Origin of the sequence: Mesorhizobium sp. 113-3-3 (genome assembly GCF_016756495.1) — a bacterium.
Lineage (GTDB): Bacteria > Pseudomonadota > Alphaproteobacteria > Rhizobiales > Rhizobiaceae > Mesorhizobium.
This window is the reverse complement of the sequence record NZ_AP023243.1, coordinates 740,303-767,294: the sequence shown is the minus strand read 5'-3', so window position 1 is coordinate 767,294 and position 26,992 is coordinate 740,303. Positions and strand designations below refer to the sequence as shown.

The following is a 26,992-nucleotide window of genomic DNA, read 5'->3' as shown; positions in this document are numbered from 1 at the left end:
CATGGAGACCTTCTTGGCTGAGCGGCGTTCCCCTTTCTACAGCAGCATCGTCGGATTGGACGCGACCATGGGTCGGGTCGGCGGCGATTTCATCTCGGCCAAATACTATTCCGGCATCGCCGACGAGCACCTGAACACCCGCGCGAATGTCGGCGTCCAGGATCTCAGCACCATGGGCAAGATGGACATCAAAGGGCCGGAGGCCGAGGCGCTAGTCAACCATGTCATCGTCAACGACGCCGCGGCGATGAAGCCGGGCCAGGTCCGTTATTCCACGGTCTGCCGCGAGGATGGCGGCATCATGGACGACCTCACCGTGTTCCGGCTGGGACCGGAGCATTTCATGCTGGTCACCGGCTCGGTCAACCGGCTGAAGATGCTGCCCTGGCTGCAGCATCATGCCCAGGGCCGCAAGGCCTATGTCACCGACATCACCGCGGCGATCGCCTTCCCGACCATCCAGGGCCCGCGCTCGCGCGAATTGTTGAAGGCGCTGATCTCGGATGCCGATCTCGACGGCCTGAAGCGCTGGGCATTCACGTCAGGCCATGTCAACGGCACGCGCGTCCTGATCTCGCGCACCGGCGTGACGGGCGAACTCGGTTTCGAACTCTTCGTGCCGGCCGACGAGGCGGCCTCGGTCTGGGAGGCGCTGATGCGGACTGGTCGGAACTTCGGCCTGAAACCCTATGGCGTGCTGGCGATGTTCACGCTCGGCCTGGAAAAGGCCTATCCGGCGCATGGCATCGACATGGACGAGAGCCGCACGCCGTTCCATGTCGGCCTCGACCGCTGGATCAAGTTCGACAAGGGCGATTTCATCGGCCGAGAAGCGCTGCTCAAGATCCGCGACAAAGGCCTTGATGAGCGCTGGACCGGCCTGATCCTCGACGGCGACAAACCGGCCGCGACGGATGCGCGTGTGCTTGCCGATGGCGAGGATGCTGGCGTCGTCACCTACAGCGACCACGGCTATTCGCTAGGCAAGGTGCTGGCGACTGCGCATCTGCGGTTGCCCTTCACGGCTGTCGGCACCGAACTCAGCATCGATATCGACGGCAAGCCGACCCGCGCGGTCGTGGCGCCGATGCCGTTCTTCGACCCGGAAGGGGTTAGGCTGAGAGGCTAGTGCCGGAGGATTGTCGCTCATCCATCGGGTATGCCGACGGCAAGCAGGTCTCTGCGAAGATCCTCAAGGATCTTTGGGTCACGATACGGATCGATCAAGATGGCGCTTACGGTCGCGTCGGGCCTTGCCGCCAGGCACTGTTCGGCTGCTTGAGCGGCGAGTTGCTCGTCGCCCATTCTCCAATGGCAGACCGCCAGAAACGCATGTGCCCAGAATGCGAAGGAATGGAGGTTCCGGTAGGAGGCTATCGCCTCGGGATAGCGTCCGAGAACCAGGAGAACCTGTCCGCGCAGATCCCAGAACCAATCGTAGTTCAGGGGATCACGCGCGATACAGACGTCCAGGTCGAACAAAGCTTCCTCATGCCGACCGAGATAGCTCCAGCACAAGCCCCGTATCGCTCTCGCCCGGGTTTCGTTCGGATTGAGGTTCACACCCTGCTCGAGATGCAGCAACGCCTCCTCCAATTGTCCCATGAAGATAAGCGTGTGACCGACCGCTGTATGGCTCCATGCCTGTTTCGGCTCAAGTTTTAGAGCACGCAGACCGTGGCTAAGAGCGATCTTGAGCGTGTTCCCGTCCCCCTCGAGCAGCCATTTGCTTGTGAGCACAGTCGCCATCATTGCATGGATGGTGGCGACATTCGGGTCGAGCTCGATCGCCCTGGCAAGGTAGGGCTCTGCTTCCAGGGTGGTGTCATAGCGAACCATCAGGACGCGAGCCTGAAGATACAGATCGTAGGCATCGAGCTGGGTGATCGGAAGGCGCCGTATCTTCTCCACACCCGAGGTTCGGATTGTGCCGATGACGGTGATGGCGACACTTCTGGCGATCTCTTCCTGGAGCTCAAAAATATCGATCAGCTCCCGATCGAATCGATCGGCCCAGATTTGATTGCCGGATCTGGCCTCTATGAGTTGCGATGAGATCCTGACCCTGTCGCCGGCGCGGCGAATGCTACCCCGAAGCAGGTAGTCGACGGACAGTTGCTTCGCGATCGTGACGGCATCGACAATCTTTCCCTTGAACACAAAGGAGGAATTGCGGGCTATGAGATGAAGTTCGCCGAATCGCCCCAGTTCGGTGATGATGTCCTCGGTGACGCCATCGCTGAAATACTCCTGGTTGGGGTCGCTGCTCATATTCTCGAATGCAAGAACAGCAACGGCTGGCCCGCGGCTTGAAGCGCCACCGGTCTGCGGTCTGGGGGTCTCGTCCATGCTCCTGCGCAACAGCCGAAGCTCCTCGCCTGGCTCCAGGTCCAGTTCGCGCTTCAGCAACAACTTGCAGGTCTCATACTGCTTGATGGCGAGCGCGGCCTGACCCAGGGCGATATGCGCCCGCATCAACGCGACATGCGACGGCTCCCGCAGCGGATCAAGAGCAACCAGCCGTTCGCAAATAGCAACGCGCTCGATGCCGCTCTCCGATTCCGCCAGAAGCTGGAACGCATCGATTGCCCGCAGGGACAGGTCGGCACGGACTTCGCGAAGCCAGTCCTCGAAAGCGTTGTCAAACGTGCTCAACCCATCGAGAAAAGGGCCGGCATATAGGGCGGCGGCCCGCCGCAGCTCAGCGATGTCACGGCTCGCGGATGCAGCCTCGAATTCAGTCACGTCGATGGTGAAGAGCTTCGGATTGAGCGCGACACGATCCCCGACCAGGGCCAAGGCATCCGCTCCCAACCCGGTAAAGTCCTTGCGGATAGCGGCCAGGGCCTGCCGCAGACTGTCCCTTGCCTGCTCCTCACCTCGATCGCTCCATAGAAGAGCAGCCAGCTTGTGACGCGTCGCCTCCTGGTTCGGCGCTACGGCGAGGACGCCCAGAAGCGCCCGGTTCTTCTTGGCGCGCACCTCCAGGGTTTCCCCGTCATGCGATGTCAGGCGAAAACCACCCAGGAGATCGAGCCGCGCCAAGCTCATCGCGATTTACCCTGAATTTCAGCGTTTTCCGCGATTTTCACGAGGCTTTTCACAGCCGTCTCACGCCCCGAATTCGATGCTGCCTTTCGCAACTAAACAACATCTGAGAGGAAACACCAATGTCGGTCGTCACAGAGGTTCTGGGAAAGGCGGGCGGGACTCTCAAGAAGAGGCTGTTGAAGTGGCCGAAATTCCGTCTGGGTCGCTTCTTGTGCAGCATAACCGAGGCATACGCCTCGGCGACTTGGAAGGCCTATAGCGCGGCGACCGGTCTCGATGAGAATAGTCCCGGGCGGCGCTCCGATGAGGGCTGCGACAAGTACTGAACGTCTTCGCCCGAACGCGGCGACGCAGGCGTCACGTCCGTTGGCTTGTACGTCACCCCCGTCGATCCAGCCGTGCGACCAGACGGTCCCCCGCCCACTGGATGCCGCAGACCAGGATGATCAGCACGATGACGACGGCGATCATCACCGACGTCTCGAAGCGCTGGTAGCCATAACGGATGGCGAGGTCGCCGAGGCCGCCGGCACCGATGGCGCCAGCCATGGCCGAGGCGCCGATCAGTGTCACCAGCGTTACCGTGAAACCGGCGACAATGCCGGGGAGCGCCTCGGGCACAAGCACTTCGCGGATGATCGTCCAGCGGTTGCCGCCCATGGCGCGTGCCGCTTCGATCAGGCCGTGGTCGACCTCGCGCAGCGACACTTCGGCGATGCGCGCATAATAGGGCGTGGCGGCGATCGACAGCGGCACGATGGCCGCCCAGGTGCCGATCGAGGTGCCGACGATCAGCCGCGTCAGCGGGATCAGCGCCACCAGCAGGATGATGAACGGCACCGATCGGAAGCCGTTGATGACGGCGCCGAGCACGCGGTTCACCCACAGGCTCTCGGCGATGCCGCCGCGTTCGGTCGATATCAGGGCCAGCCCGAGCGGCAGGCCGAAGACCAGCGAGATCAGGCCGGAGGCGGCCGTCATCAGCACCGTCTCCCAGATCGACCGCAGCAGAAGCTCAAACAGGATTGGCGACATGGCCAAGCACCTCCACCCGCGCCTGCCGGGCCTTCAGGAATGTGATGACGGAAGCGAGGTGGCTTGCATCGCTGCCGGGAACGGACAGGAACAGCGTGCCGACGGGCTGCTGCTGGATATGGTCGATGCCGCCATGGACGAGGCGGAAGGCGCCCGGAACCGAAATCGCCAGATCGGACAGCAGCGGGCCGCTTGCCGCTTCGCCCGCCACGTCCACGCGCAGGATCGTCTCGGCGCCGGGAGCAGGCAGCAGGCGCGCCGCCAGTTCGGTCGGCAGCTGCGGCCGGATGGCGCCGAGCAGGCTTTTGGTGATGTCCGACTGCGGATCGGCGAACACCGACCAGACCGGCCCTTGCTCGACGATGCGCCCGGCATCGATCACCGCCACGCGGTCGGCGATCGAGCGGATCACCTCCATCTCATGCGTGATCAAAAGGATGGTCAGGCCAAGCTGCCGGTTGATATCCCTGAGCAGCGTCAGAATGGAGCGTGTCGTCTCCGGGTCGAGCGCCGAGGTCGCTTCGTCCGACAACAGCAGCGCCGGTCGCGCGGCCAGCGCACGGGCGATGCCGACGCGTTGCTTCTGGCCACCGGATAGCGATGCCGGATAGGCCTTGGCCTTTTCCGACAGGCCGACCAGCTCGAGCAGTTCGGCCGCCCGCGCCAGCCGTTCGGCCTTCGGCCTGCCCTCGATCTTCAGCGGCAGCGCCACATTGTCCTCGACGGTCTTGGCCGACAGCAGGTTGAAGTGCTGGAAGATCATGCCGATGCGCCGCCGCAACGGCTGCAGGTCGCGCTCGCCGAGCCGGCTGATCTCGCGGCCCTCGATGAACACCTCGCCGGAATCCGGCCGCTCGAGCCCGTTCAGGCAGCGGATCAGCGTCGATTTGCCGGCGCCGCTGCGGCCGATAATGCCGAGGATCTCGCCCTTGCGCACCGTCAGCGAGATGCCGTCGATCGCCGGCGTGGCGCCAAAGCGGCGCTTCAAATCGACAAGGCGCACCACGTCCTGTGGTGGTGCGCCGGCCTTGTCGGCGGCCTCGGCGGCTACGGTGAAATGCTGGTTCATACGCGGATCCCGAAATACGATTGCGGCCCGCGCATTGCGCGGACCGCCTTCCCGATCAAAACAGGCATATCAATGCCGGATGGTCTCAATAGGCGCTGAGGCCGGTGCCCTTGTAGACCTTGTCGAACTCGGCCTTCACCGCGTCGTTCTGGTAGGACGCCACCAGCGTCTTCACCCAGGCTTCGCTCTCATTGCCGGCCTTGACCGCGATGAAGTTGCGGTACGGATTGTCGGCGATAGGCTCCTGTGCGATGCGGTTTTCCGGGGTCAGTCCGCTTTTCAGCGCCCAGTCGGTGTTGACCACGGCGGCGTCGAGATCCTCGACCGAGCGGCCGACGATGCCGGCATCGAGCTCCTTGATCTCGACCTTCTTGGGGTTCTCCGCGATGTCGGCGGTGGTGGCCAGGATGCCGGTGCCATCCCTGAGCTTGATCACGCCCTCATTCTGCAGCACGCGCAGCGCCCGGCCCTCATTGGACGGGTCGTTGGGCACGCCGATGACCGCGCCTTCCGGCAGGTCGGCGACCTTCTTGAACTTCTTGGAGTAGAGGCCGATCGGCCAGACGCCGGTATAGCCGACGCGCACGATGTGATAGCCCTGCGTCTTGATCTGGTTGTCGAGATAGGGCTGGTGCTGGAAGGCGTTGGCGTCGATCTCGCCGCGCTCGAGCGCCTCGTTGGGCTGGGTGTAATCGTTGAACACCACGGTCTCGATGGTCAGGCCTTTTTCGGCGGCCTGGGCGACAACGACGCGCCAGACATCCTCGTCCTCGCCGCTGATGATGCCGACCTTGATCGCCTTCTTGTCCTCGGCGAAGGACGCATGCGGCGCCATCAGGCTGCCGACCGCGACGGCCGATGCGAACAGCAGAGCAAGGCCGCCGCGCCGGTTGATGGTTGACCAAAGGGAAGAGGACAAAGTGTTCTTGACGTCGGACATGATTGATCTCTGCGGTTGTGAAGTCATGGCAGCAAGGCGGATTGCCTAGGCTTGACCACATCGTCAGAAATTCTATCGATTTTATCAAAGAACGCGTTTCGCCATTCTCGTTAAAGCCGGGAATATTCTCTCAAAAATTTCAGGAGCGGGAGCACAAGACGGCGCCGGACCGACCACGGCGGCGCCGCGCTGCGATCCCATACACCTTGGACGGCAAGATCAGTTTCGGCGCGATCCCGATACCGCCACGGTCCTCAAAGCGCGATCCAGGCCGTCTTGAGCTCCAGATATTTCTCCAGAGCGTGCAGCGACTTGTCGCGGCCGAAGCCGGATTGCTTGACGCCGCCGAGCGGCACGGTGATGTCGGCGCCGCCATAGGTGTTGACGTGGACGACGCCGGCATGGATGGCGCGCACCATGCGGTGCGCCGTGGACAGGTTTGATGTCCACACCGCCGAGGCCAGCCCGTAGACGGTCGAATTGGCGAGCCGCACGGCCTCTTCCTCGGTGTCGAAGCGCATGACGCCAAGCACCGGCCCGAACACCTCCTCGCGGGCAAGCTGCATATCCTGCGTGACATTCTCGAAGATCGTCGGCGCCATGTAGCTGCCGCCGGTCTCGGCCAGAATCCGCTCGCCGCCGGTGACGAGCCGTGCACCTTCTTCGGCAGCCTTGGCGACGAAACCGAGGTTCTTGTGCAGCTGTTCCGCGCTCGACACCGCGCCGATATCGCTGGTGAGGTCGAGCGGATCGCCGACCTTCAGCCGCGTCGTTGCCGAGAGCAGTTCCTCCATGAAGCGGTCATAGACCGAGGATTGCACAAGCAGGCGCGAGCCGGCGACGCAGACCTGGCCGGAATTGCGGAAAATGCCGTTGGCCGAGACGACCGCGGCCTTCTTCAGGTCCGGCGCGTCGGCAAAGACGATGTTGGGCGACTTGCCGCCGAGTTCGAGGAAGACGCGCTTCAGATTTGAACGGGCGGAATAGTCGAGCAGCCGCCGGCCGACCGGCCCCGAACCGGTGAAGGCGATGGCGTCGACATCCATATGCAGGCCAAGCGCCTCGCCGGTGAGGGCGCCCCGGCCGGTGACGACGTTGAGCACGCCGGCGGGCAGGCCGGCTTCGGCCGCCAGCTCAGCCAGCCGCAACAGCGTCAGCGAGGCGATCTCCGGCGGCTTGACCACCACGCAATTGCCGGCGGCAAGGGCGGGCGCGACCTTCCAGGCGCCGATCATCAGCGGGAAATTCCACGGTACGATGACGCCGACGACGCCGAGCGGCTCCTTGTGGATCAGGCCCAGCACGTTCTCGGCGGTGGGCGCGATCTCGCCATAGACCTTGTCGATCGCCTCGGCGTAGTAGCGGATGGTGCCGGCGGCCGACAGCGGCTCGGCCTTGTAGGCCATGCCGATCTCGGTGCCGTTGTCGCGCACGCCAAGCACGGCCAGTTCGTCGACATGCTTCTCGATCAGCTCGGCGAGTTTTGTCAGCACCTTCTTGCGGTAGGCGGGCGCGGCGCGCGACCACGAACCCTTGTCGAACGCCTTGCGTGCCGATGTCACCGCGCGGTCGACATCACTGGCATTGCCGTCGGCGATGCTGGCGAAGGTCCGGCCGTCGATCGGCGAAATGACGGGCAGCGTCGCGCCGGTTATTCCCTGGGACTGCGCGCCATCGATGAACAGGCCGCGCGCGCCGATTTCTATGTTGCGCAGGGTGTTGATGGCATTCTGGCTGATCATAATTGTCTCGCCTGAGGTAAATGGATTGCAGGGCAGCGTGTTGCGCCGCCCTGCGTCGGTCTCGATACGATGTTTCGCTCAATCCTTCAGCGGCAGGCCGAGGCTCTCGAAAGCGACCGGGTCGCGGCCGCGCAAGGCGCCGGCCAGCAGCAGGCCGACCACCGCGGCGATCAGCACCAGCCCCGGCAGGAGCACGCCGAGGAAGCCGCCGGCCCCCGACAGGCTGCCGAAATTGATGACGATCAGGTAGATGATGACGACGAAGGCGATGAAGGTCAGCCCGGGCAGGATGGTGGTCTTCACCGCGTTCTCCTGCGCCGACGGGTTGGCACGGAAGTACATCACCACGGCGAGCGAGGCGACCGCCATCATGACGATGACGCCGAGCGTCGCGACATTGGTCAGCCAGGAAAACAGCGCCAGCACCGGGTCTAGGCCGAGCACGGCGAACAGGCCGACGACAACCGCCGCCAGAACGCTCTGGATGACCGAGGCGACATGCGGGCTCTGGTGCGCCGAATGCGTCACGCCGATCGACTGCGGCAACAGCTTCTCGCGGCCCGAGACATAGATGTAGCGGGCAACCGCATTGTGGAAGGCAAGCACGCCGGCGAACAGGCTCGACACGAACAGGATGCTCATGGCGTGGGTCAGCAACGTTCCGGCGTAGCGGTCGGACAGGCCGAACAGGAAGGTCGTCGGATCCTGCAGGCCCTGCAGCGCCGGCAGCAATTTGTCGACGCCGGCGCCCACCGCCATCAGCCACGCGGTGACCATGTAGAAGACGCCGATCAAAAGCACCGAGAAATAGGTGGCGCGCGGAATGGTAATCTTCGGGTCGCGGGCCTCCTCGGCATAGATCGTCGTCGCCTCGAAGCCGATGAAGGCGGCGAAGCAGAACAGGATGGCGATGGCCGGCGCGCCCGAGGTGATCTGGCTCCAGCTGAACGGCGCGGCCGACAGGCCGCTGTCACCGCCAGTCTTGAGGATGGTCAGATCGAGGATCAGAACCACGGCGTATTCGCAGAGAACCAGAACCGTCAGGATCTTGGCCGACAGGTCGACCTGGCGATAGCCGAGCACGGCAACGATGGCGATGGCGATGAAGCTCCACACCCACCAGGGCAGGTTGATGCCCCAGCCGGCGAACAGCCCGGCGGTGGCGGCACCGAGCAGGCCCATGACGCCGATCTGCATGGCATTGTAGGAAAGGATGGCGATCAGCGCCGTGGCGCCGCCGGCGAGACCGCCGAGGCCGCGCGCGGCATAGGCATAGAAGGCGCCGGCATTGCCGACATGGCGCGACATGGCGACATAGCCGACCGCGAAGAGGAGCAGCAGCACCGTCACGATCAGGTAGGTACCGGCAAAGCCCGCGCCATTGCCCATCAGCATGCCGAGCGGCGTGCCGCCGGCTACCGCCGTGAGGGGTGCGGCCGCCGAGATCACCATGAAGGTGATGGCGCCGACACCAAGACTGTTCTTGCGCAGCCTGTTGGCCGGCGCCTGTTCCGAAACTGCTGTCATTGGTCCCTCCTGTTCGCGAACACCGTTGTCCGCCGGCCGCTTGGCCTGTCCCATAGGCTCTGGATGTCGGTTCATTATGTGAACCCTTATTTTGAATATAGACTTGCAAACAAAGCGGCTTCCTGTCAAGTTAATTCACACGTTAATTGATTGGCCCGTGCTTGGAGGCAAATGTGGGTACGGTCGGCAAGGCGATTTCACTTCTGGAGCTTTTCACCGTGGCTGAGCCCGAACTCGGGCTGACCGATCTGGCGCGCCGGTCGAGCTTCGACAAGGCGACGACGCGGCGGCTGCTGGTGGCGCTGACCAACCATGGCTTCGTCGAGCAGGACGCCGCCACGCGGCACTATCGGCTCGGCGCCGGCCTGTCGCGGCTGGCGCGCATCCGCGAGGCCCGCTTCCCTTTCCTGCAGACCGCGGTGCCGCTGGTGCGGGATCTTGCAAGTGCCACGTCCGAGACCGTGCATCTGTCGGAATTCGGCATCGACAGGCTGGTCACCGTCCATGTCGAACATCCCAGCTGGGCGAATCGCGTCAACATCGACATCGGCCAGCTCCTGCCCCTGCATTCGACCGCGTCGGGCATCGCCTATCTGGCTTTCGCCAGGGAAGAAGCCATCAAGGCCTGCCTTGCGGCACCGCTCGAAGCTTTCACGGCGCATACGCTGATCGAGCCGGCGGCCATCTCCCGTTCCATGGCCGAGGCGCGCGAGCGCGGCTACTCGATCTGCGATCAGGGCCTGGAAGAGGGCGTTGTTTCCGTTGCGTCTGCAATCCTGGCGGCGGACGGCTTCGCGCTCGGCACCATCGCGGTGGCGGCGCCCAAGGCGAGGACGACAAACGCCGACATCACGCAACGGGGACTTGCGGTCATGGCAGCGGCACGGGAGATTTCGATGCGCCTCAACGGCGACAATCTGCAAACCTTGAGGAGGCAGGCCTGATGCCCGCACAGATCGCGCCCCGCATCCTGGTCATCGGCACTGGCGACACCAAGGCCGACGAACTGCTGTTCATGAAAGCCTGCATCGAGGCGTCAGGCGGCAGCGCCGTGATGATGGATGTCAGCGTTCTCGGCAATCCGCCCTACAGCCCCGATCACGACAAACATGCCGTGGCCCGTGCCGTCGACGTCACCATCGAAGAGATCGTCGCCAGCGGTGACGAAAACACCGCCATGACGCTGATGGCGGGCGGCGCCGTGCAACTGGTGCGCCGGCTGCACCGGAATGGCGAGATCGACGCCTTTATCGCCATAGGCGGCTCGATGGGCACCGATCTCGCGCTCGATGTGGCGCTTTCCCTGCCGCTCGGCGTGCCGAAATTCGTCGTCTCCACCATCGCCTATTCGCACCTGATCCCGCCCGAGCGCGTCGCGCCGGACCTGATGATGATCCTCTGGGCCGGCGGGCTCTACGGCCTCAACTCGATCTGCAAGCTGGTCCTGTCGCAGGCCTGCGGCGCGGTCGTCGGCGCGGCCAGGATCGTGCTGGAGAGCCGCGCCTCGGCGCCGGCGATCGGCCCGACCATCGGCATGACCTCGCTCGGCAGCTCCTGCCTGCGCTACATGAAGACGCTGAAGCCGGCGCTCGAACGGCGCGGCTATGATGTCGCCGTCTTCCACACCACCGGCATGGGCGGCCGCGCCTTCGAATCGATCGCCGGCCAGGACCATTTCTGCGCCGTCTTCGACTTCAGCCTGCAGGAAATCACCAACCATCTCGCGGGTTCCGTCGTCTCCTCCGGCAGCGACCGGCTGGAAAATGCCGGCGCCCGCGGCATTCCGCAGATCGCAGCCCCCGGCGCGGTGGACATGGTCGATCTGCCGACCTGGCAGGATTTGCCGGCTAAATTTTCCGAGCGCCCGTTCCACGCCCACAACAGGCTGATCGCCTCGATCACCGTCGATGCCGACGATCGGCGTGAGGTCGCCAGGACCATCGCCGGCAAGCTCGCCGTATCGAAAGGCCGCTCCGCCTTCATCCTGCCGGCGGGCGGCATCCAGGAATGGGACATGCAGGGTGAGCCGCTCTACGAGCCGGAAGCGCTTGCCGCCTTCGTCGATGAAATGCGCAAAACCATTCCCGCCGGCGTCGAATTCCACGAGATCGACGCGCATATCAACAGCGACGGCTTCGTCACCAAGGCTCTCGAAATCTTCGACCGCTGGGTCGAGGAAGGCATCATTCCGCGCGGCATGCCGGCCAATGGGGTGGCCGCGTGAGCGCTATTGCCGCCCAGGCGCTCGTCCTCGATTTCGGCGGCGTCGTCACCCGCACGCTGTTCGAGACCCATGCCCTGACCGAACAGGCGCTCGGCCTGAAGCCCGGAACGCTGCAATGGCGCGGACCGTTCGATCCGGACAGCGACCCGCTGTGGCGCGCCATGCAGGCCGACGAGATCAGCGAGCGCGACTATTGGCGCACCCGGACCAGCGAGGTCGGTCGGCTCGTCGGCGAGGACTGGCAGGCGATGGAAACCTTCGTCCAGCGCGCGCGCGGCGCCGAGCCGGAAAAGGTGGTGCGGCCCGAAGCCGACCATGCCATCCGCGCCGTCCATGCCGCCGGGTTCCGTCTGGCGATCCTGTCCAACGAACTCGACCTGTTCTATGGCGCCGACTTCCGCCGGCGGTTGCCGCTGCTCGGCCTGTTCGACGTGATCGTCGACGCCACCTATACCGGCATCTTGAAACCTGACCCGCGCGCCTATCAATTCGTCACCGAAGCGCTCGGCCTGCCCGCCGAAGCCTGCGTCTTCGTCGACGACCAGCAGCGCAATGTCGATGGTGGCCGTGCCGCCGGCATGCGCACGGTGCATTTCGACGTTGCCCGGCCAGCGCTTTCCTATGCCGAAGCCCTTGCCCATTTCGACCTCGTCCCCTGAGACATCTGCGGAGCCTTCCGATGCGCGACATCAATTTCCTCACCGAGACCAATGCCAAGCCGATCTGGCATCCGATGGCGCATCCGGCCGAGATGCGGGCCAATCCGCCCAAAGTGATCATGAAGGGCGAGGGCGTCAGCGTCACCGACATCGATGGCAAGAGCGTGCTCGACGCCGTCGGCGGCCTGTGGAACGTCAATCTCGGCTACAGCTGCGACCCGATCAAGAAGGCGATCGCCGACCAGCTCGGCGCGCTGCCCTACTATTCCGGCTTCCGCGGCACCTCGACCGGGCCGTCGATCGAGCTCGCCTACGAACTCGCCGAATGGTTCGCGCCGGAAGGCATGGTGCGGACCTTCTTCACCTCGGGCGGCTCGGATTCGGTCGAGACCGCCCTGCGGCTGGCGAGGCAATACTGGAAGATCCGCGGCCAGGGCGACCGCACCAAATTCCTGGCGCTGAAGAAAGGCTACCACGGCACGCATTTCGGCGGCGCGTCGGTCAATGGCAACGCCAATTTCCGCCGCAACTACGAGCCGCTATTGCCTGGCGTCTTCCACATCCCGGCGCCCTGGACCTTCCGCAACCCGTTCGACGAGACGGATCCGGCGCGGTTGGCTAAACTCTGCGCCAAGGCGCTGGAAGACGAGATCGCCTTCCAGGGTGGCGACACCATCGCCGCTTTCATCATGGAGCCGGTGCTGGGCGCCGGCGGCGTCATCGTTCCGCATGAAAGCTTCATGCCGCTGGTGCGCGAGATCTGCGACCGCCACGAAATCCTGCTGATCGCCGACGAGGTGGTTACCGGTTTCGGCCGCACCGGCGCCTGGTCCGGCTCCAGACTAACGAACGTGAAGCCGGATTTCATGACCATCGCCAAGGCGATCACCTCGGGTTATTTCCCCCTCGGCGCGACCTTGATCGGCGCCAAGGTCGCCGATGTCTTCGAGGCCGACAAGACCAGCTTTGGGTCCATCGGCCATGGCTACACCTATTCCGGCCACCCGGTCGGTTGCGCCGCGGGGCTGGCAGCACTTGCCGAGACCAAACGGCTTCGCCTGAACGAGAACGCCGCCGCGCGCGGCGTCGAGCTAGCGGCGGTGCTGGAAGGGCTGAAAGCCAGGCACTCGATCGTCGGCGATGTCAGGTACAAGGGCCTGATGGCGGCGCTGGAGCTGGTCTCGGACCGCGCCACCAAGAAGCCGACCGACAAGAAGACCATGGCCGTGGTTTCCGAGGCGGCCTATGAGGCCGGCGTCATGCTGCGCGTCTCCGGCAACAACATCATCCTGTCGCCGCCCCTCATCATCAGCGCCGCCGACGTGGCGAAGATCGGCGAAGCGCTGGATGCCGGCCTGTCGAAGGTCTGACGGGTCGACCGACGCAACGGAGTTTCGATACAGACATGCCACATCCGCAGAAGAATCCGCCGCATGGAACGCAGGCCGAGGAGACGCTGGTCAGCCGGCGAGGCCGCCTGCTCGGCGCCAAATCGCAATTGTTCTATGACGAGCCCGTGCATCTGGTGCGCGGCGAAGGCGTCTGGCTCCACGATGCCGACGGCCGCCAATATCTCGACGCCTACAACAATGTCGCCCATGTCGGTCATTGTCATCCGCATGTGGTCGAGGCGCTGTGCCGGCAGGCGAGCCTGCTCAACACCCACACGCGCTACCTCCACACCGCCATCCTCGATTATGTCGAGCGGCTGACCGCGACTTTCGATCCCAGCCTCTCCACCGCCATCCTCACCTGCACCGGCAGCGAGGCCAACGACATCGCGCTGCGCATGGCGCAGGCGACATCAGGCCAGATGGGCATCATCGCCACCGACGCCACCTATCACGGCAACACCACGGCGGTCTCGCAGCTCTCGACCCGCATGCCGCCCGTCGGCGGCCGTGCGCCCCATGTCCGGCTGGTGCCGGCGCCCGACAGTTTTCGCCATCCCGACGCGATGGCCGACGGCAAGGCGTTTGGCGACGCCGTGCGCCAAGCCATTGCTTCGCTGGCAAAGGACGGCATCGGCCTGTCCGGCATGATCCTCTGTCCGCTGCTTGCCAATGAAGGCTTTCCGACGCTGCCCAGCGGCTTTTTCGACGACGCCGTGGCGGCCGTGCGCGAGGCGGGCGGTCTCGTTATCGCCGACGAGGTGCAGCCCGGTTTCGGCCGCACCGGCAGCCATTTCTGGGGCCACCAGCGCGCCGGCTTCACCCCCGACATCGTCACCATGGGCAAGCCGATGGGCAATGGCCACCCGGTCGCCGCCGTCGTCACCACCTCGGAAATCCTGGCGACATTCCGCAATGCCTTCCGCTACTTCAACACCTTCGGCGGCAATCCGGTCTCCTGTGCGGTCGCCAATGCCGTCCTCGATGTTCTGGAAGACGAAAATCTCGTCGCCAATGCGCGCGATGTCGGCGCCTATGCGCTCGGCCTGCTGCGGCCGCTGGCCGACCGGCATGGCTGTATCGGCGAGGTCAGGGGCGCCGGCCTGTTCTTCGGCGCCGAGCTGGTCCATGACCGCGAGACGCGCGCGCCCGCGCCCGAGATTGCCGGGCGCGTCATCAACGCGATGCGTGACCGAGGCGTGCTGATGGGCAAGACCGGCATCCATGGCAATGTGCTGAAGATCCGTCCGCCCATGCCGTTCTCCCGCGCCCATGCCGATTTGCTGATCGCCACCCTCGACGAAGTGCTTGGCGACGTCGCTGGAGTGTCGGCGTGAACGCGGTTTCCGGCCGATCCGAGCCTGAGACGGCGGCGGATGTCACCGCGCTTGCGCGCCGTGCGCTCGCTTATTGGGGTGTCCGCGACGGCGAACCGGAGCTGCTGAAATACCGCGAGAACGCCGTCTTCCGCGTTCGGCTGCCGGATGGCCGGCCAGCGGCCATGCGCATCCATCGGCTCGGTTATCACACCGACGCCGCGCTGCGCTCGGAACTGCAATGGATGGGTTTTCTGCAATCCGCCGGTATCGCCACGCCGTCGCCGGTGCCGACACCGGCCGGCGATCTGTTCGTGCTTGTCGGCACGGCTGCTTCAGGGCAGCCCCGCCAGGCCGATTGTCTGAGCTGGCTCGAAGGCCGCGCCGTCGGCGCGCGCGGCGTATCCCTGGCCTACACTGCTGACCAGGCGAGGCAGGTCTTCACGACCATCGGCCGAACCATCGCGCAGATGCACAATATCAGCGCCAGCTGGACGCCGCCCGCCGGCTTTGCCCGTCATGCCTGGGATTTCGAAGGCTTCTTCGGCGCGAACCCGACCTGGGGCCGTTTCGAGACCTCTCCCTTTCTCGATGGCCGGCGCCGCGAGCTCGTTCTGCGGGCACGTGACAAGGCCGTGAAGGCGCTCTCGGCGCATGAACGCAGCACCCGCAATTTCGGCATCATCCATGCCGATCTGGTGCGCGAGAACGTGCTCATCCATGACGACGCGGTGCGCATCATCGACTTCGACGATTGCGGCTTCGGCTGGCACATGTACGACCTCGCCGTTGCTCTGTACCAGAATCGCGAGGAGGCGATCTATCCGCTGATCGAAGCCGCCTTGCTCGACGGCTACCGGCAGGAGCGGGATTTGACGCCGCACGACATCGCCGCACTGCCGCTGTTCGCCGCATTGCGCGCCTTCGCCTTCCTCGGCTGGGTGCAGAGCCGCGTCGAGGGCGACATCACCAGGGAGGTCGGCCTGCGCATGTCCAACATCGCGGCCGATGTGGTGATTGCCTATTCGCAAGGCTCATAGGGCGACCGACAGGGGCGGGCGGCGGAGCCGTCAGCCCTTGGCGAAATGAATGCTGACCGTTCCCGAACTGCCGAAATCGGCGACGATCGTGTCGCCGGGCCGCGCTTCGACCGGGCGCACGAACGAGCCCGACAGCACCACTTCGCCGGCGGCGATCGACATGCCGTAGCGCGCGAGCCGGTCGGCCAGCCAGACAATGCCCATCGCCGGATGGTTGAGCACGCCGGCGCCGAGCCCGGTCTCCTCGACTTCGGCATTGCGCGAGACGATGGCACCGATCCAGCGCATGTCGGCTTCGTCGGGCCGCTGCGGCCGGCCGCCGATGACGATGCCGGCATTGGCGGCATTGTCGGAGATCGTGTCGAAGAAGCTGCGCGCCTGCTTGGTCTCGGCATTGACGCGCTCGATGCGCGTGTCGAGGATTTCCAGCGCCGGCGTGATGTAGTCCGTGGCGTTGAGCACGTCGAAGAGGGTCACGCCTGGACCCTTGAGCGGCGCCTTCATGACGAAGGCGATTTCGGCCTCGACGCGTGGCTGGATGAAGCGGCCGGCCGGAACCGTCGCACCGTCGTTGAAGAACATGTCGTCGAACAGCACGCCGGAATCCGGCGTGTCGATGGCCAGCGCGTACTGCATCGCCTTGGAGGTCAGGCCGATCTTCCAGCCCTTCGGCTTCAGCCCGGCATCGGTCTTGCGTTTCACCAGCGCCGCCTGGACGCGATAGGCATCCTCCATGGTCGCTTGCGGGTAGTCGAGGCTGAGCAGTCGGATCTGGCGGCGCGAGCGCTCGGCCTCGAACAGCCGGTTGGCGGCATCCTCCACTTGCTCCGGTGTCATGAAGCTGCCTCGTCGACGACGCCGTTCCTGAGCACGCCGATGCCGTCGGCCTCTACCTCGATCACATCGCCCGGCTTCAGCCAGACCGGTGGGTCGAAGCGGGCGCCGGCGCCGGTCGGCGTGCCGGTGACGATGATATCGCCTGGCACCAGCGTGGTGAAGGTCGAGACATAGTTGATGATCTTGCGGAAGGAAAAGATCATCCGGCTGGTGCGGTCCTGCTGGCGCAGCTCGCCATTGACGCGGGTGGAGAGAGCGATGTCGGCGATCTGCGCCTCGTCCATGAACGGCACCAGCCATGGGCCGATCGAGCCGGTACGGTCGAAATTCTTGCCTTGCGTGACGTTGAACTTGGCATGCCGCACCCAGTCGCGGATGGTGCCCTCATTGCACAGCGATAGCGCGGCGATATGGCCGAGCGCTTCGGTCTCGGCGATGCGCCGACCACCCTTGCCGATGATGATGACGATCTCGCCCTCATAATCGAGCTGCGGTGATTCCGGCGGACGCACCAGCGGCACGTTATGGCCAACGAAGGAGCGGGGGAAGCGGATGAACAGCGACAGATTTGAAGGCGCGGCCTGCCCGTCCTTGTACTCCTCGTTGCGGTCCGGGTAGTTGACCCCGACGCAGATGATCTTTTCCGGCGACGGGACGGGAATGTCGTAGACGATGCCATCGAGCGGGAAATCGGCGGCAAACGCCTCGGCTTCCTCCGCCAGCCGCCGCAAGGCGCCGGCCTCGATCACCTCGCGCAATGTCGGCCATTGGCTATGGCGGGCCGACAGGTCGACGAGGCCCTTGTCAGTGACCGCGCCATAGCGGGACTTGCCTTTGATGGTGAAGGTGGCGATCCGGTTCATGGTGCCGCTCACGGCGCCACAATTGGCGACGCCGTCATGTCCGGTTGCCGCGCGGTCGCGCCCGCAAAGCTGCTGCCCTCCTCGAACCAGCTTTTCGGCGCCGGCGCGCCCCACAGCGTCTGCCGCTGCGGGTCCTTGAGGTCCCATTTGATCGGCTCGAGGTCCGGATCGACTGTCTGGTAGTCCGAACAATAGATCTCGATGCGATGGTTGTCCGGGTCTCTGATATAGAGGAAGAAAGCGTTGGAAATGCCGTGCCGGCCGGGGCCGCGCTCGATGTTCGGCAGATAGCCGGTCGTTGCCATCAGGTCGAGCAGGTCGATGATGTTGAGCGGTGTCGGCACCCAGAAGGCGACGTGGTGCAGGCGCGGGCCGATGCCGTTGGTGAAGGCGATGTCGTGGACCCCGCCCTTGCGGTGCGTCCAGGCCGCCCACAGGTTTCCGCTCGAGGCATCCTCGGTGTATTCGGTCACGCGAAAACCGAGCTCGTTGTAGAAGGCGACGGATTCGTCGACATTGGGCGAGAAGCAGTTGAAGTGGTCGATGCGCAGCGGTTTCACGCCCCTGTAGAGCGCGTATTTCTGGTGGATCGGCGGCAGCCTTTCCATCTGCGCATAGAATTCGAGCGGAATGCCGTGCGGATCGCGTGTGCGGAAGGTGCGCGACTGATAGGGTCGCTCGACCCAGTCCACTGGCAGGCCCTTGCCCTTGAAGAAGTGCGCGGCCTTGTCGAGGTCCTCGTCCGAAAACACCTTGAAGCCGAGGTCGCGCGCTTCCGGTGTCGATGCCTTGCGCAGCACGATGCAATGATGGCCACGTTCCTCCATGGCCCTGAGGTAGATGGCGCCCGACGTCTCGTCGGTGACCTGCAGGCCGAGCGTGTCGACATAGAAGGCGCGCGACTTGGCAAGGTCGGTCACCGCCAGCTCGACATGGCTGAGGCGCACGATGTTGAAGGCCGGATAGAGGTTGGGCTTGGGCAAGGGCATTCTGATCTCCTCCGGTCAGCCGCCGAGTTTCTGGATCGCGTGCGTCGACGTGGCGAAGGCGATGTTCTTCGTCTCCATGTAGAAGTCGAAGGAATGGTCGCCGCCGTCCCGGCCGATACCGGAATTCTTGACGCCGCCGAACGGCGTCGGCAGATGCCGCACATTCTCGGAGTTGACCCAGATCATGCCGGCATCGAGCGCATCGGTGAAGCGGAAGGCCCGGGTCACCTCGGATGTCCAGAGATAGCCGGTCAGGCCGTATTGCGTGTCGTTGGCCAGCGCCAGCGCTTCCGCCTCGTCCTTGAAGGCGATTGCCGTCAGCACAGGCCCGAAAATCTCTTCCTGGGCTATGCGCATCCGGTTGGTGGCGCCGGTGAACAGCGTCGGGCTGACATAGCAGCCGCCGCCCGGGCCGGCGAACTTGCCGCCGCCGGCGGCGACCACCGCGCCCTCCGATCTGCCGATCTCGATATAGGACAGCACCTTTTCCTCGTGCACCGGATGGATCAGCGGCCCGACCACCGTCTTGGGGTCGAGCGGATGGCCTATCTTGATGCGCTTTGCCTTCTCCGCCACCAGATCGGTGAATTGGTCGTAGACCGAGGCCTCGACCAGAAGGCGCGACGACGAGGTGCAGCGCTCGCCGTTGAGCGAGTAGATCATGAACACCGCCGCATCGGCCGCGCGTTCGAGGTCGGCATCGGCAAAGACGATCACCGGGTTCTTGCCGCCAAGCTCGAAATGCACGCGCTTCAGCGTGTCGGCGCCCTGCTTCATGATCATCGAACCGGTGCGGCTCTCGCCGACAAAGCCGATCGCCTTGATGTCGGGGTGCTCGGTCAGCGCCTTGCCGGCGTGCTCGCCGAGCCCGTTGACCAGGTTCCACACGCCTTTCGGCAGGCCGGCCTCCTCGGCGATCTCGACCAGCAGGCGCGCCGTCAGCGGCGAGAATTCAGCCGGCTTATGAACCACCGTACAGCCTGCAGCCAGCGCCGGCGCGATCTTCCAGGTCGACAGCATGAACGGCGTGTTCCAGGGCGTGATGATGCCGATCGGGCCGATCGGCACCCGCGTGGTCATATTGATCTGGCCTGTCGTCCGCAGCGTCTCGCCGTCACGCGCTTCCGGCGCGCGGTCGGCGAAGAAACGGAAATTCTCCGCACCGCGCAATGCCGCCTTGGCCATGAATTTCAGCGCCTGGCCGGTGTCCATGCATTCGACGAAGGCGATCTCCTCGGCGCGCGCTTCGATCACGTCGGCGATTTTGTGCAGCAGCTTCTTGCGTGCTTCGCCAGGCATCGCGGCCCAGGCCGGGAATGCCGCCTTCGCCGCCTTGGCGGCGCGGTCGATGTCGGCGGCGCTGCCGCGCGCGACCCTGGCCAGCGGCTTCAAGTCGGTAGGCGACAGCGTCTCGAAGGTCGAGCCGTCGGCGGCCGGCACCGCCTCGCCGCCGATCTGGTTCAGCACGCCGTCTTTCTTGAAACGGGTGAGATACGCCTCGGCCTTTTTTAGATTGCTTTCGAGATCGGACATGTCAGTCTTCCGTCACTTGCCACGCAGCCGCGGGTGGATTGCATTCTTCTTCCAGCTCAGCACCGGATCGATTTCCCTGATCTCCAGCGACAAGGCGAAATGCGGGGTCTCGAACAGCGTGGCCAGATATTTGCTCACCGCCGCGAAGATGGCCTCGCCGGTTCGCTTCTTGTCCTCGACACTGCGGCCCGTCCCAATGCGAAAGGACATGTCGAGAAAGGCATTTTCCGGCATTCTGTCGGCAACGGCGTAGGCCTCGGCACGAAAGGCCCGCACCCGCACCGCGCCGATCTCGAACAGCCCGGTGTCGAGCACGGTGCGCGCCACCAGCGCGCACAATTCGCCCATGTCGACCTTGGCATCGAGATTGGCTGAATACTCGATGGAGAAGTGAGGCACCGCGTCTCGTTCCCTGGAACATTGCTTTGTTGTAATTAACGCGTTAATTACATGCGATATCGCCGAAGTCAAGCCTTGCATCCGGCCTGAGGCGACGATACGGGATGACGGTGACCGGCTTTAGGGCAAGCGCTTGGCAAAGCCCTCGCCGCCGGCCGCAAGCCTGCGCTGGAGAAAAATTCACTTGCTGCCCGAGAACACCCGCCGCTCCTTGCCAATGGCGCTGCTTCATGCCCGCGAAGTGGTGATGGCGCGGTTTCGCCCGATGCTCGCCGCGCATGACGTGACCGAACAGCAATGGCGCGTGTTGCGCGTGCTGAGCGAAGCCGGCCCCGTCGAGGCGACCGAGCTTGCCGATCGCGCCTCGGTGCTGCCGCCCAGCCTGACCCGCATCATCAAGGCGCTCGAGGGCCGAAGATTCATCACCCGCAACAAGGCGGAAGGCGACGGCCGCCGCGTCGTGCTGACCATCGCGCCGGCCGGCTCCGCCCTGATCGACGCCCTGTCGCCCGAGCGCCGCGTCATCTACGACGACATCGAGCGCCGCTTCGGCCATGAGCGGCTGGAGCAGCTGCTCGATCTGCTGGAGACGCTGATCGACGGCGAAAGCTGAGGCTTCACCCACCGAAGCTCCCCAGCCGTGTCGGCTGCGTATAGTTGCGGTCGACATAGAGCAGCGCCGAGCCGCCGCTGCCGTGCCGGACATCGATGACGCGGCCGATCATGACATTGTGCGTGCCGACGATATGCACGTCCTCGATCTCGCAGTCGAAATTGACGATCGCGTCCGACAGTGCCGGCGTGCCCGAGGTCAGCGTCTGCCAGCGCGCCGCCGAATAGCGGGCCTCCATGTCCCTGGTCGCGCCGGCAAACTTTCCCGCCAGATGCATATGGTCATGCGTCAGCACATTGACGCAGAAGCGCCGGTTGGCGAGGAACATGGCGGCCTGCGTCGAGCGGCCGTTCATGCACACCAGGAGCGTCGGCGGCTCGTCGGAAACGCTGCACATGGCGGTGGCGGTGAAGCCGCCGCGCCCCGCCGGGCCGTCGGTCGTGACAATGTTGACCGGCGCGCAGACCCTTGCCATGGCGTCGCGGAAATCGGTCTTCGAAATCTGCGTGGCCATGAGAGGTCACCCCGCCGTCGAGGTCAGCGGCGGCAGCCAGGTATCGCCGGTCCAGCCATTCTCGTCATAATCGGCCATGCAGGTGTCGACCAGCTCCTCCATCGCCTTCAGCCGGCCGCCGCGTTCGGCGCCCTTCAATACTTGCAGCCGCACTTCTTCCGGCGCGCCGGCATAGTTCAGTTCATAGAGCGCGTGGCGGCCGCCGAACTCGGTGCCGGTCGCGTCCCACAAAAGCTTCATGATCTTGATGCGCTCGACATGGCCCATATCGTTGGAGCCGCGCACATATTGCGCCAGATATTTGTCGATCTCGGGATTGTTGAAGTCGCGCACCGAGGACGGCAGGTAGATCAGCCCCGAGGCGATCACCCGGCGCACTGTGTCGATGACGCGCGGATAGGCTTCCGACATGAAGGTGCGGTAGGCGAGTGCGGCGTCGAGATTGGGCAGCACCGCGCCATTCGCCCACGGGATCGGATTGTAGGCCATGGCATTGGAAAAGCTCCAGAACATGTGCCTGAGCGCGATCACCTCGCCAAGTGCAGCCTGGTTGCCCCGGAAGGCGTCGCCGCCGGTGGCCCGCAGCGCCTTGGCCAGCAGACCGGCAAGGAAGTCGAGCTTGACGGCAAACCGCGTGCAACCCTGGAAGCAATAGCCGTGCATGAAGCCCGACGCCGGATGGAACGACAGGATCTTTTGCGCGTCGCGCAGCACCAGCACGTCCTCCCAGGGGATGAAGACATTGTCGAGCACCAGGATCGCGTCGTTCTCGTCGAAGCGCGACGACAAGGGATAGTCGAAGGGCGCCGCAACCGTATTGGCCGTCTGCTCGTAGGAGACGCGGCAGAACATCTTTATCCCCGGCGCGTTCATCGGCACGATGAACATCACCGACAGCGACGGATCCTCGGTGACCGTCGCCGAGCCCTGCGCCAGGAAATTGTAGTGCGTCAGCGCCGACGACGTCGCCACCACCTTGGCGCCCGAGACATAGATGCCGGCATCCGTTTCCTTGGTGATGTGGACGAACACGTCCTTCACCTGTTCGGCCGGCTTGTGGCGGTCGATCGGCGGGTTGACGATGGCATGGTTCATGAACAGCACGGCTTCCTGCGCTCTGCTGTGCCAGGCAAGCGCATTGTCCTTGAACGGCCCGTACCACTGCGCATTGGCGCCGAGCGTGTTCATCAGCGCCGCCTTGTAGTCGGGCGTGCGCCCCATCCAGCCATAGGACATGCGCGACCATTCGGCGATCGCCGTCTGCTGCGCGGCGAGTTCGCCCGAGGATCTGGCGACGCGGAAATATTTGTGGGTGTAGCCGCCCGAACCGGTGTCGGTGGCCGAGGTCAGCGCGTCGCGCCGCTTCGGATCATGCAGCGCATCGTAGAGCCGCGCCAGCGACCGCACGGAATTGCGCATTGCCGGGTGCGTGGTGACGTCGGCGACGCGTTCGCCGTTGATATAGACCTCGCGGCCGTCGCGCAGGCTCTCCAGATATTCGGCCCCGGTGAACGGGCGCGCTTTGTCGGCACGAAAATCTTCTGACCGCATGTTGTTCCTCCACTGATAGCGACGATCCTAGCGCCGCGCCTGAGGATCGGTTATGGACGGAACGGCAAAACCGATTGGACTTTTTCCGGCGCCATGAGCCAGAACGCGATTCCCGATTTCTTCGTCTATGGCGAGCCGGTGCGGCCGCTTGATGTCGGCTTCCTGCATGTCGAGACAGTGCTGGCGCGCAGCAATATCCACCTCGGTCAGGTCGCGGCGCACAAGCATCCGCAGATGGGCCAGATCAGCTACTGGACCAGCGGCTCCGGCACCTACCGCATCGAGGACCGGTCCTGGGACTTTTCGGCGCCGGCCGTCAGCTTCGTGCCGAGCAATGTCGTGCACGGCTTCTCGATCGGCCCCCGCACCGACGCCATCGTCGTCTCGGTCGCCGATGATGCGCTGGCCGCGATTGCCGGCCACAGCCTGCTGCCCCTGGACCGCCCGGTCTTCACCGACGGCCTTCCCGACCGGGCCGCGTGGAAGCGGTTGGCGACGGTGCTGGACATGATCGCCGCCGAATACGTCGAGGCACGGGCCGGCAACGACAAGATCCTGCCGTCGCTGATCGCCGTCGCACTCTCCCACATCGCACGTCTTGCGCCGGCGACGGTCGCCGCGGCGCCGTCTTCCGATGCGTCACTGGCGATCGGCTTGCGCCGCCTCGTCGATGCGCATTTCCGCGACAACTGGCCGGTCGACCACTATGTCGAGATGCTGGCCACCACGCCGCATCTCCTCGACAAGGCCAGCCGCGCGGTGCTGGGCAGCGGCGTCAAGCGCGTCGTCAGCGAGCGGCGGCTGCTGGAAGCCAAGCGGCTCTTGCTGTTCACCGTGCGCACTGTCGAGGACATCGCCTACGAAATCGGCTTCGACGACCCCGCCTATTTTTCACGCTTCTTTCGCAAACGGACAGGCGAGGCCCCCGCCGCCTGGCGTCGCAAGCAGTTGCGGCTGGGCTGAGGCGAGCCCCACGCACTTTCCCGCTTGACTGACCAGCCGGACCGAATACGCTAAGGCCAAATACCGGCTCTGATCGCCGGGCGGCAAATATGCCTCGTATGCCTCGCCCTTGCGGCGCTGGCTGCGGGGCTTTTTCATTTCTGGGGTCCTGTTTGAAACGGCGCATCGAGATCGGCATCCTCTATTCCCGCTCGGGGAGCTATCAGCTCGTCTCCGATGCGTGCCGCATCGGCGCCATGCGCGCCATCGCCGACATCAATGCCGACCGCGGCTCAGGCATCGAGCTGGTGCCGGTCGAGCGCGATCCGCAGAGCAATGCCGACCGCTACGCGACGCTGTGCGAGGACATCTTCAAGACCAGCAGCGCGCGCCATGTTGTCGGGTGCGTCACCTCCTGGAGCCGCAAGGAGACCATCCCCGTGCTGGAGAAGGCTGGCGGCATGCTCTGGTATGCCTGCCCCTATGAGGGGTTCGAGGCCAACGAGCATGTCGTCTACATGCACGCCTGCCCCAACCAGCATCTGGTGCCGCTGATGGCGCATGTCGTGCCGCGCTTCGGCGCCAACGGCTTCCTGCTCGGGTCGAACTACATCTGGGGCTGGGAGATGAACCGCGTGGCGCGCGACCTGATCGCGGACGCCGGCGGCAAGGTGCTGGGCGAACGTTATCTGCGCATCGGCGAGACCGACGTGTCGCGCCTGATCGGGGAAATCCGGGCGACGCGGCCGAGCTTCATCCTCAACAACCTGATCGGCACCTCGTCCTACGCCTTCCTCGCCGCCTATCGCGATCTGGGCGATGAAGATGCGGCCTTCCATCCGCAAAACTGCCCCGTCATCTCCTGCAATCTCACCGAGGGCGAGCTGCCGGCGATCGGCGAAACGGGGAGAGGGCATCTGTCCGTCGGCCCGTATTTCGCGCCGCGGCCGGCCGCCTTCGGCTCGTCCTTCGAGGCCTCCGCCTATGCCTCGGTGCAAGTGATGGCCGACGTGCTGGCGCGCGATCCTGAGGCCGGTCCGGCGGAATTCTCGAAGATTTTCGCCGAACGGCGCTTCTCCACCCGGCTCGGGCCGATCGCCATCGACGCTCATACCCAGCACGCGACGCTGCCGGTCATCATCGGCCGGATCGCCGACGGCTTCTTCGAGGTCGTCAGCCGCGAGGATGAGGTGGCGCCGGACCCCTATCTGTCTCGCTACGATCCTGCCAGGACGTTCGGGCGTCCGCGCCTGCGGGTGGTGTCGTGACGAGAACGCCGCGCATCCCCAATCTCGGCGGCGCCAGGGCCTTCATCCTGCATCGCCCGCATCCCACGGTGCAGGCCATCACCAGGCAATTGTCCGCCATTGGCCTGATTGCGCTCGACTGCTGGCCGGAATTGCCGCCGGAGGCGCTGGCCGCCGATTTCGTCTTCTTCGACGCCGATCTCGGTTTCGACGAGCAATTCCCGTGGAAGCCGGGCGAGGCGCCGATGCCGCTGGTGGCGCTGATCGGTTCCGAAGCGCCGGGCCGCATCGAATGGGCGCTGTCGCACAAGGCCGACGCGCAGCTTTTGAAGCCGGTCGGCACTGCCGGCGTCTACTCCGCATTGCTGATCGCCAGGCAGAGTTTCGAGGCGCGTAAACACTTAGCCGGCGAAATCGCCGCGCTGCGCCAGCGTGTCGCCGAACGGCAGACCATCGTGCGCGCGGTGGCCGCACTGTCGAAAGGCACGGACGACGAGCGCGCCTATGCGCAGCTTCGCTCGCTGGCGATGAGCTGGCAGATCAGCGTCGAAGATGCCGCGCGCCGGATCGTGGCGATGACGGATGAGGAAGGCGGCGATGACCAGTCCCATCGCGCCTGATCTTGCAGCACCTGCGCGCATGCCGGCCAAGCCGCGCGCCGGGGTCTGGCGCCGGCTGGTCAAACGCCGCCTGGCGCTGCTCGGCCTGGTGATCGTCGCCATCGTCGTCTCCGGCGCCGTGCTGGCGCCATGGCTGACCGGCTATGATCCCAACGAGCAGATGTTCGACGGCCTGACCATCGAGGGCTCGCCGTTGCCGCCGGATGCCAAATTCTGGCTCGGCACCGACCTGCTCGGCCGCGACCTTCTGACCCGCATCCTCTATGGCGCCCGCACCTCGCTGATCATCGGCATCGTCGCCAATGGCGTGGCGCTGTTCATCGGCACTTTGGTGGGTGTCACCGCCGGCTATTTCCGCGGCTGGATCGGCAGCGCGCTGATGCGTTTCACCGATCTGATGATGGCGTTTCCGGCGCTGCTGCTCGCCATCTGCCTGGCGGCGGTTTTCCAGCCCAGCCTGTGGATCGTCGCCATGGTCATCGCGCTGGTCAACTGGGTGCAGACCGCGCGCGTCATCTACACGGAGACCTCCTCGCTCGCCGAACGCGAGTTCATCGATGCCGAACGCACCATTGGGGCGAGCGCGCCGCGCATCCTGTTTCGCCACATCCTGCCGCATCTCCTGCCGACCATCATCGTCTGGGGCACGCTCGGTATCTCCACCACGGTACTGCTCGAGGCGACGCTCTCCTTCCTCGGCATCGGCGTGCAGCCGCCGACAGCGTCCTGGGGCAACATCATTTTCGAAAACCAGACCTATTTCCAGGCCGCGCCCTGGCTGGTGTTCTTCCCCGGCGCGGCGATCCTGGCGCTGGCGCTCGCCTTCAACCTGATCGGCGACGCGCTGCGCGACATCCTCGATCCGACGCAAAGGGGTCGGGAATAATGGG

26 protein-coding genes are annotated in these 26,992 nt (G+C 64.8%); 13 read left to right on the top strand and 13 right to left on the bottom strand.

The window, feature by feature from the left end; genetic code table 11:
* The first annotated feature begins 13 nt into the window (after nt 1–13).
* On the top strand, nt 14–1,129 hold the full coding sequence (locus JG746_RS03580; protein WP_244730659.1) for an aminomethyltransferase family protein: 1,116 nt from the start codon (nt 14–16) through the stop codon (nt 1,127–1,129).
* Nucleotides 1,130–1,146: 17 nt separating this feature from the next.
* On the opposite strand, the gene JG746_RS03575 is transcribed toward JG746_RS03580, so the two are convergent.
* Nucleotides 1,147–3,051, bottom strand: a complete 1,905-nt coding sequence (locus tag JG746_RS03575) for a BTAD domain-containing putative transcriptional regulator (protein WP_202356921.1) — start codon at nt 3,049–3,051, stop codon at nt 1,147–1,149.
* A gap of 119 nt (nt 3,052–3,170) precedes the next feature.
* On the opposite strand from JG746_RS03575, the gene JG746_RS03570 reads away from it, so the two are divergent.
* Nucleotides 3,171–3,377 (top strand): hypothetical protein, encoded by a 207-nt coding sequence (locus JG746_RS03570; protein WP_202356920.1) that lies wholly within the window; start codon nt 3,171–3,173, stop codon nt 3,375–3,377.
* Nucleotides 3,378–3,429: 52 nt separating this feature from the next.
* Here JG746_RS03570 and JG746_RS03565 read toward each other — a convergent pair whose 3' ends face one another.
* The 5 genes from JG746_RS03565 to JG746_RS03545 form a co-directional block, all read right to left on the bottom strand.
* Nucleotides 3,430–4,086: a methionine ABC transporter permease gene (locus JG746_RS03565; RefSeq protein ID WP_202356919.1), complete on the bottom strand. Its 657-nt coding sequence runs from the start codon at nt 4,084–4,086 to the stop codon at nt 3,430–3,432.
* A complete protein-coding gene (locus tag JG746_RS03560; protein WP_202356918.1) occupies nt 4,067–5,155 on the bottom strand; it encodes a methionine ABC transporter ATP-binding protein in 1,089 nt (362 codons plus the stop codon). Before JG746_RS03560 ends, JG746_RS03565 begins: the two co-directional genes overlap by 20 nt.
* 85 nt (nt 5,156–5,240) lie before the next feature.
* Complete coding sequence (locus tag JG746_RS03555) at nt 5,241–6,095, bottom strand: MetQ/NlpA family lipoprotein (RefSeq protein WP_202356917.1); 855 nt, start codon at nt 6,093–6,095, stop codon at nt 5,241–5,243.
* A gap of 254 nt (nt 6,096–6,349) precedes the next feature.
* Nucleotides 6,350–7,837: an aldehyde dehydrogenase gene (locus JG746_RS03550; protein ID WP_202356916.1), complete on the bottom strand. Its 1,488-nt coding sequence runs from the start codon at nt 7,835–7,837 to the stop codon at nt 6,350–6,352.
* Nucleotides 7,838–7,915: 78 nt separating this feature from the next.
* Nucleotides 7,916–9,364 carry an APC family permease gene (locus JG746_RS03545; RefSeq protein ID WP_202356915.1) on the bottom strand — a complete coding sequence of 483 codons (1,449 nt, stop codon included), beginning with the start codon at nt 9,362–9,364 and terminating at the stop codon, nt 7,916–7,918.
* A gap of 173 nt (nt 9,365–9,537) precedes the next feature.
* On the opposite strand from JG746_RS03545, the gene JG746_RS03540 reads away from it, so the two are divergent.
* From JG746_RS03540 to JG746_RS03515, 6 genes are read left to right on the top strand one after another with little or no spacing between them, the layout of a single operon-like run.
* Nucleotides 9,538–10,308, top strand: a complete 771-nt coding sequence (locus tag JG746_RS03540) for an IclR family transcriptional regulator (protein WP_202356914.1) — start codon at nt 9,538–9,540, stop codon at nt 10,306–10,308.
* Nucleotides 10,308–11,588, top strand: a complete 1,281-nt coding sequence (locus JG746_RS03535; protein WP_202356913.1) for a Tm-1-like ATP-binding domain-containing protein — start codon at nt 10,308–10,310, stop codon at nt 11,586–11,588. The genes JG746_RS03540 and JG746_RS03535 overlap by 1 nt, the downstream gene beginning before the upstream one ends.
* Nucleotides 11,585–12,247, top strand: a complete 663-nt coding sequence (locus JG746_RS03530) for an HAD family hydrolase (protein ID WP_202356912.1) — start codon at nt 11,585–11,587, stop codon at nt 12,245–12,247. Before JG746_RS03535 ends, JG746_RS03530 begins: the two co-directional genes overlap by 4 nt.
* A gap of 20 nt (nt 12,248–12,267) precedes the next feature.
* Nucleotides 12,268–13,617, top strand: coding sequence for an aminotransferase class III-fold pyridoxal phosphate-dependent enzyme (locus tag JG746_RS03525; protein ID WP_202356911.1), 1,350 nt, complete (start codon nt 12,268–12,270; stop codon nt 13,615–13,617).
* A gap of 35 nt (nt 13,618–13,652) precedes the next feature.
* Entirely contained in the window at nt 13,653–14,975 is a 1,323-nt protein-coding gene (locus JG746_RS03520) for an aminotransferase class III-fold pyridoxal phosphate-dependent enzyme (RefSeq protein ID WP_202356910.1), read from the top strand.
* A complete protein-coding gene (locus JG746_RS03515; RefSeq protein ID WP_202356909.1) occupies nt 14,972–15,994 on the top strand; it encodes a phosphotransferase enzyme family protein in 1,023 nt (340 codons plus the stop codon). Before JG746_RS03520 ends, JG746_RS03515 begins: the two co-directional genes overlap by 4 nt.
* A 30-nt stretch (nt 15,995–16,024) precedes the next feature.
* On the opposite strand, the gene hpaH is transcribed toward JG746_RS03515, so the two are convergent.
* From hpaH to JG746_RS03490, 5 genes are read right to left on the bottom strand one after another with little or no spacing between them, the layout of a single operon-like run.
* On the bottom strand, nt 16,025–16,831 hold the full coding sequence (hpaH, locus tag JG746_RS03510; protein WP_202356908.1) for a 2-oxo-hept-4-ene-1,7-dioate hydratase: 807 nt from the start codon (nt 16,829–16,831) through the stop codon (nt 16,025–16,027).
* Nucleotides 16,828–17,694: a fumarylacetoacetate hydrolase family protein gene (locus tag JG746_RS03505; RefSeq protein WP_202356907.1), complete on the bottom strand. Its 867-nt coding sequence runs from the start codon at nt 17,692–17,694 to the stop codon at nt 16,828–16,830. The genes hpaH and JG746_RS03505 overlap by 4 nt, the downstream gene beginning before the upstream one ends.
* 8 nt (nt 17,695–17,702) lie before the next feature.
* A complete protein-coding gene (hpaD, locus tag JG746_RS03500) occupies nt 17,703–18,683 on the bottom strand; it encodes a 3,4-dihydroxyphenylacetate 2,3-dioxygenase (protein WP_202356906.1) in 981 nt (326 codons plus the stop codon).
* Nucleotides 18,684–18,698: 15 nt separating this feature from the next.
* Nucleotides 18,699–20,216 carry a 5-carboxymethyl-2-hydroxymuconate semialdehyde dehydrogenase gene (hpaE, locus tag JG746_RS03495; protein WP_202356905.1) on the bottom strand — a complete coding sequence of 506 codons (1,518 nt, stop codon included), beginning with the start codon at nt 20,214–20,216 and terminating at the stop codon, nt 18,699–18,701.
* Nucleotides 20,217–20,228: 12 nt separating this feature from the next.
* Nucleotides 20,229–20,615 carry a 5-carboxymethyl-2-hydroxymuconate Delta-isomerase gene (locus tag JG746_RS03490; RefSeq protein ID WP_202356904.1) on the bottom strand — a complete coding sequence of 129 codons (387 nt, stop codon included), beginning with the start codon at nt 20,613–20,615 and terminating at the stop codon, nt 20,229–20,231.
* A 184-nt stretch (nt 20,616–20,799) separates the two neighbouring features.
* Here JG746_RS03490 and hpaR point away from each other — a divergent pair, with 184 nt between their 5' ends.
* Nucleotides 20,800–21,228: a homoprotocatechuate degradation operon regulator HpaR gene (hpaR, locus tag JG746_RS03485; RefSeq protein WP_446721158.1), complete on the top strand. Its 429-nt coding sequence runs from the start codon at nt 20,800–20,802 to the stop codon at nt 21,226–21,228.
* Between the two features lie 4 nt (nt 21,229–21,232).
* Here hpaR and JG746_RS03480 read toward each other — a convergent pair whose 3' ends face one another.
* Entirely contained in the window at nt 21,233–21,742 is a 510-nt protein-coding gene (locus JG746_RS03480; RefSeq protein WP_027040919.1) for a flavin reductase, read from the bottom strand.
* Nucleotides 21,743–21,748: 6 nt separating this feature from the next.
* Nucleotides 21,749–23,293, bottom strand: coding sequence for a 4-hydroxyphenylacetate 3-hydroxylase N-terminal domain-containing protein (locus JG746_RS03475; protein WP_202356902.1), 1,545 nt, complete (start codon nt 23,291–23,293; stop codon nt 21,749–21,751).
* A gap of 93 nt (nt 23,294–23,386) precedes the next feature.
* Here JG746_RS03475 and JG746_RS03470 point away from each other — a divergent pair, with 93 nt between their 5' ends.
* The 4 genes from JG746_RS03470 (at nt 23,387) to JG746_RS03455 (ending at nt 26,988) form a co-directional block, all read left to right on the top strand.
* Nucleotides 23,387–24,256: a helix-turn-helix domain-containing protein gene (locus tag JG746_RS03470; protein ID WP_202356901.1), complete on the top strand. Its 870-nt coding sequence runs from the start codon at nt 23,387–23,389 to the stop codon at nt 24,254–24,256.
* A gap of 152 nt (nt 24,257–24,408) precedes the next feature.
* A complete protein-coding gene (locus tag JG746_RS03465; RefSeq protein WP_202356900.1) occupies nt 24,409–25,503 on the top strand; it encodes a transporter substrate-binding protein in 1,095 nt (364 codons plus the stop codon).
* Nucleotides 25,500–26,102: an ANTAR domain-containing response regulator gene (locus tag JG746_RS03460; RefSeq protein WP_202356899.1), complete on the top strand. Its 603-nt coding sequence runs from the start codon at nt 25,500–25,502 to the stop codon at nt 26,100–26,102. The genes JG746_RS03465 and JG746_RS03460 overlap by 4 nt, the downstream gene beginning before the upstream one ends.
* Nucleotides 26,080–26,988, top strand: a complete 909-nt coding sequence (locus JG746_RS03455; RefSeq protein ID WP_446721157.1) for an ABC transporter permease — start codon at nt 26,080–26,082, stop codon at nt 26,986–26,988. Before JG746_RS03460 ends, JG746_RS03455 begins: the two co-directional genes overlap by 23 nt.
* Nucleotides 26,989–26,992 lie beyond the last annotated feature (4 nt).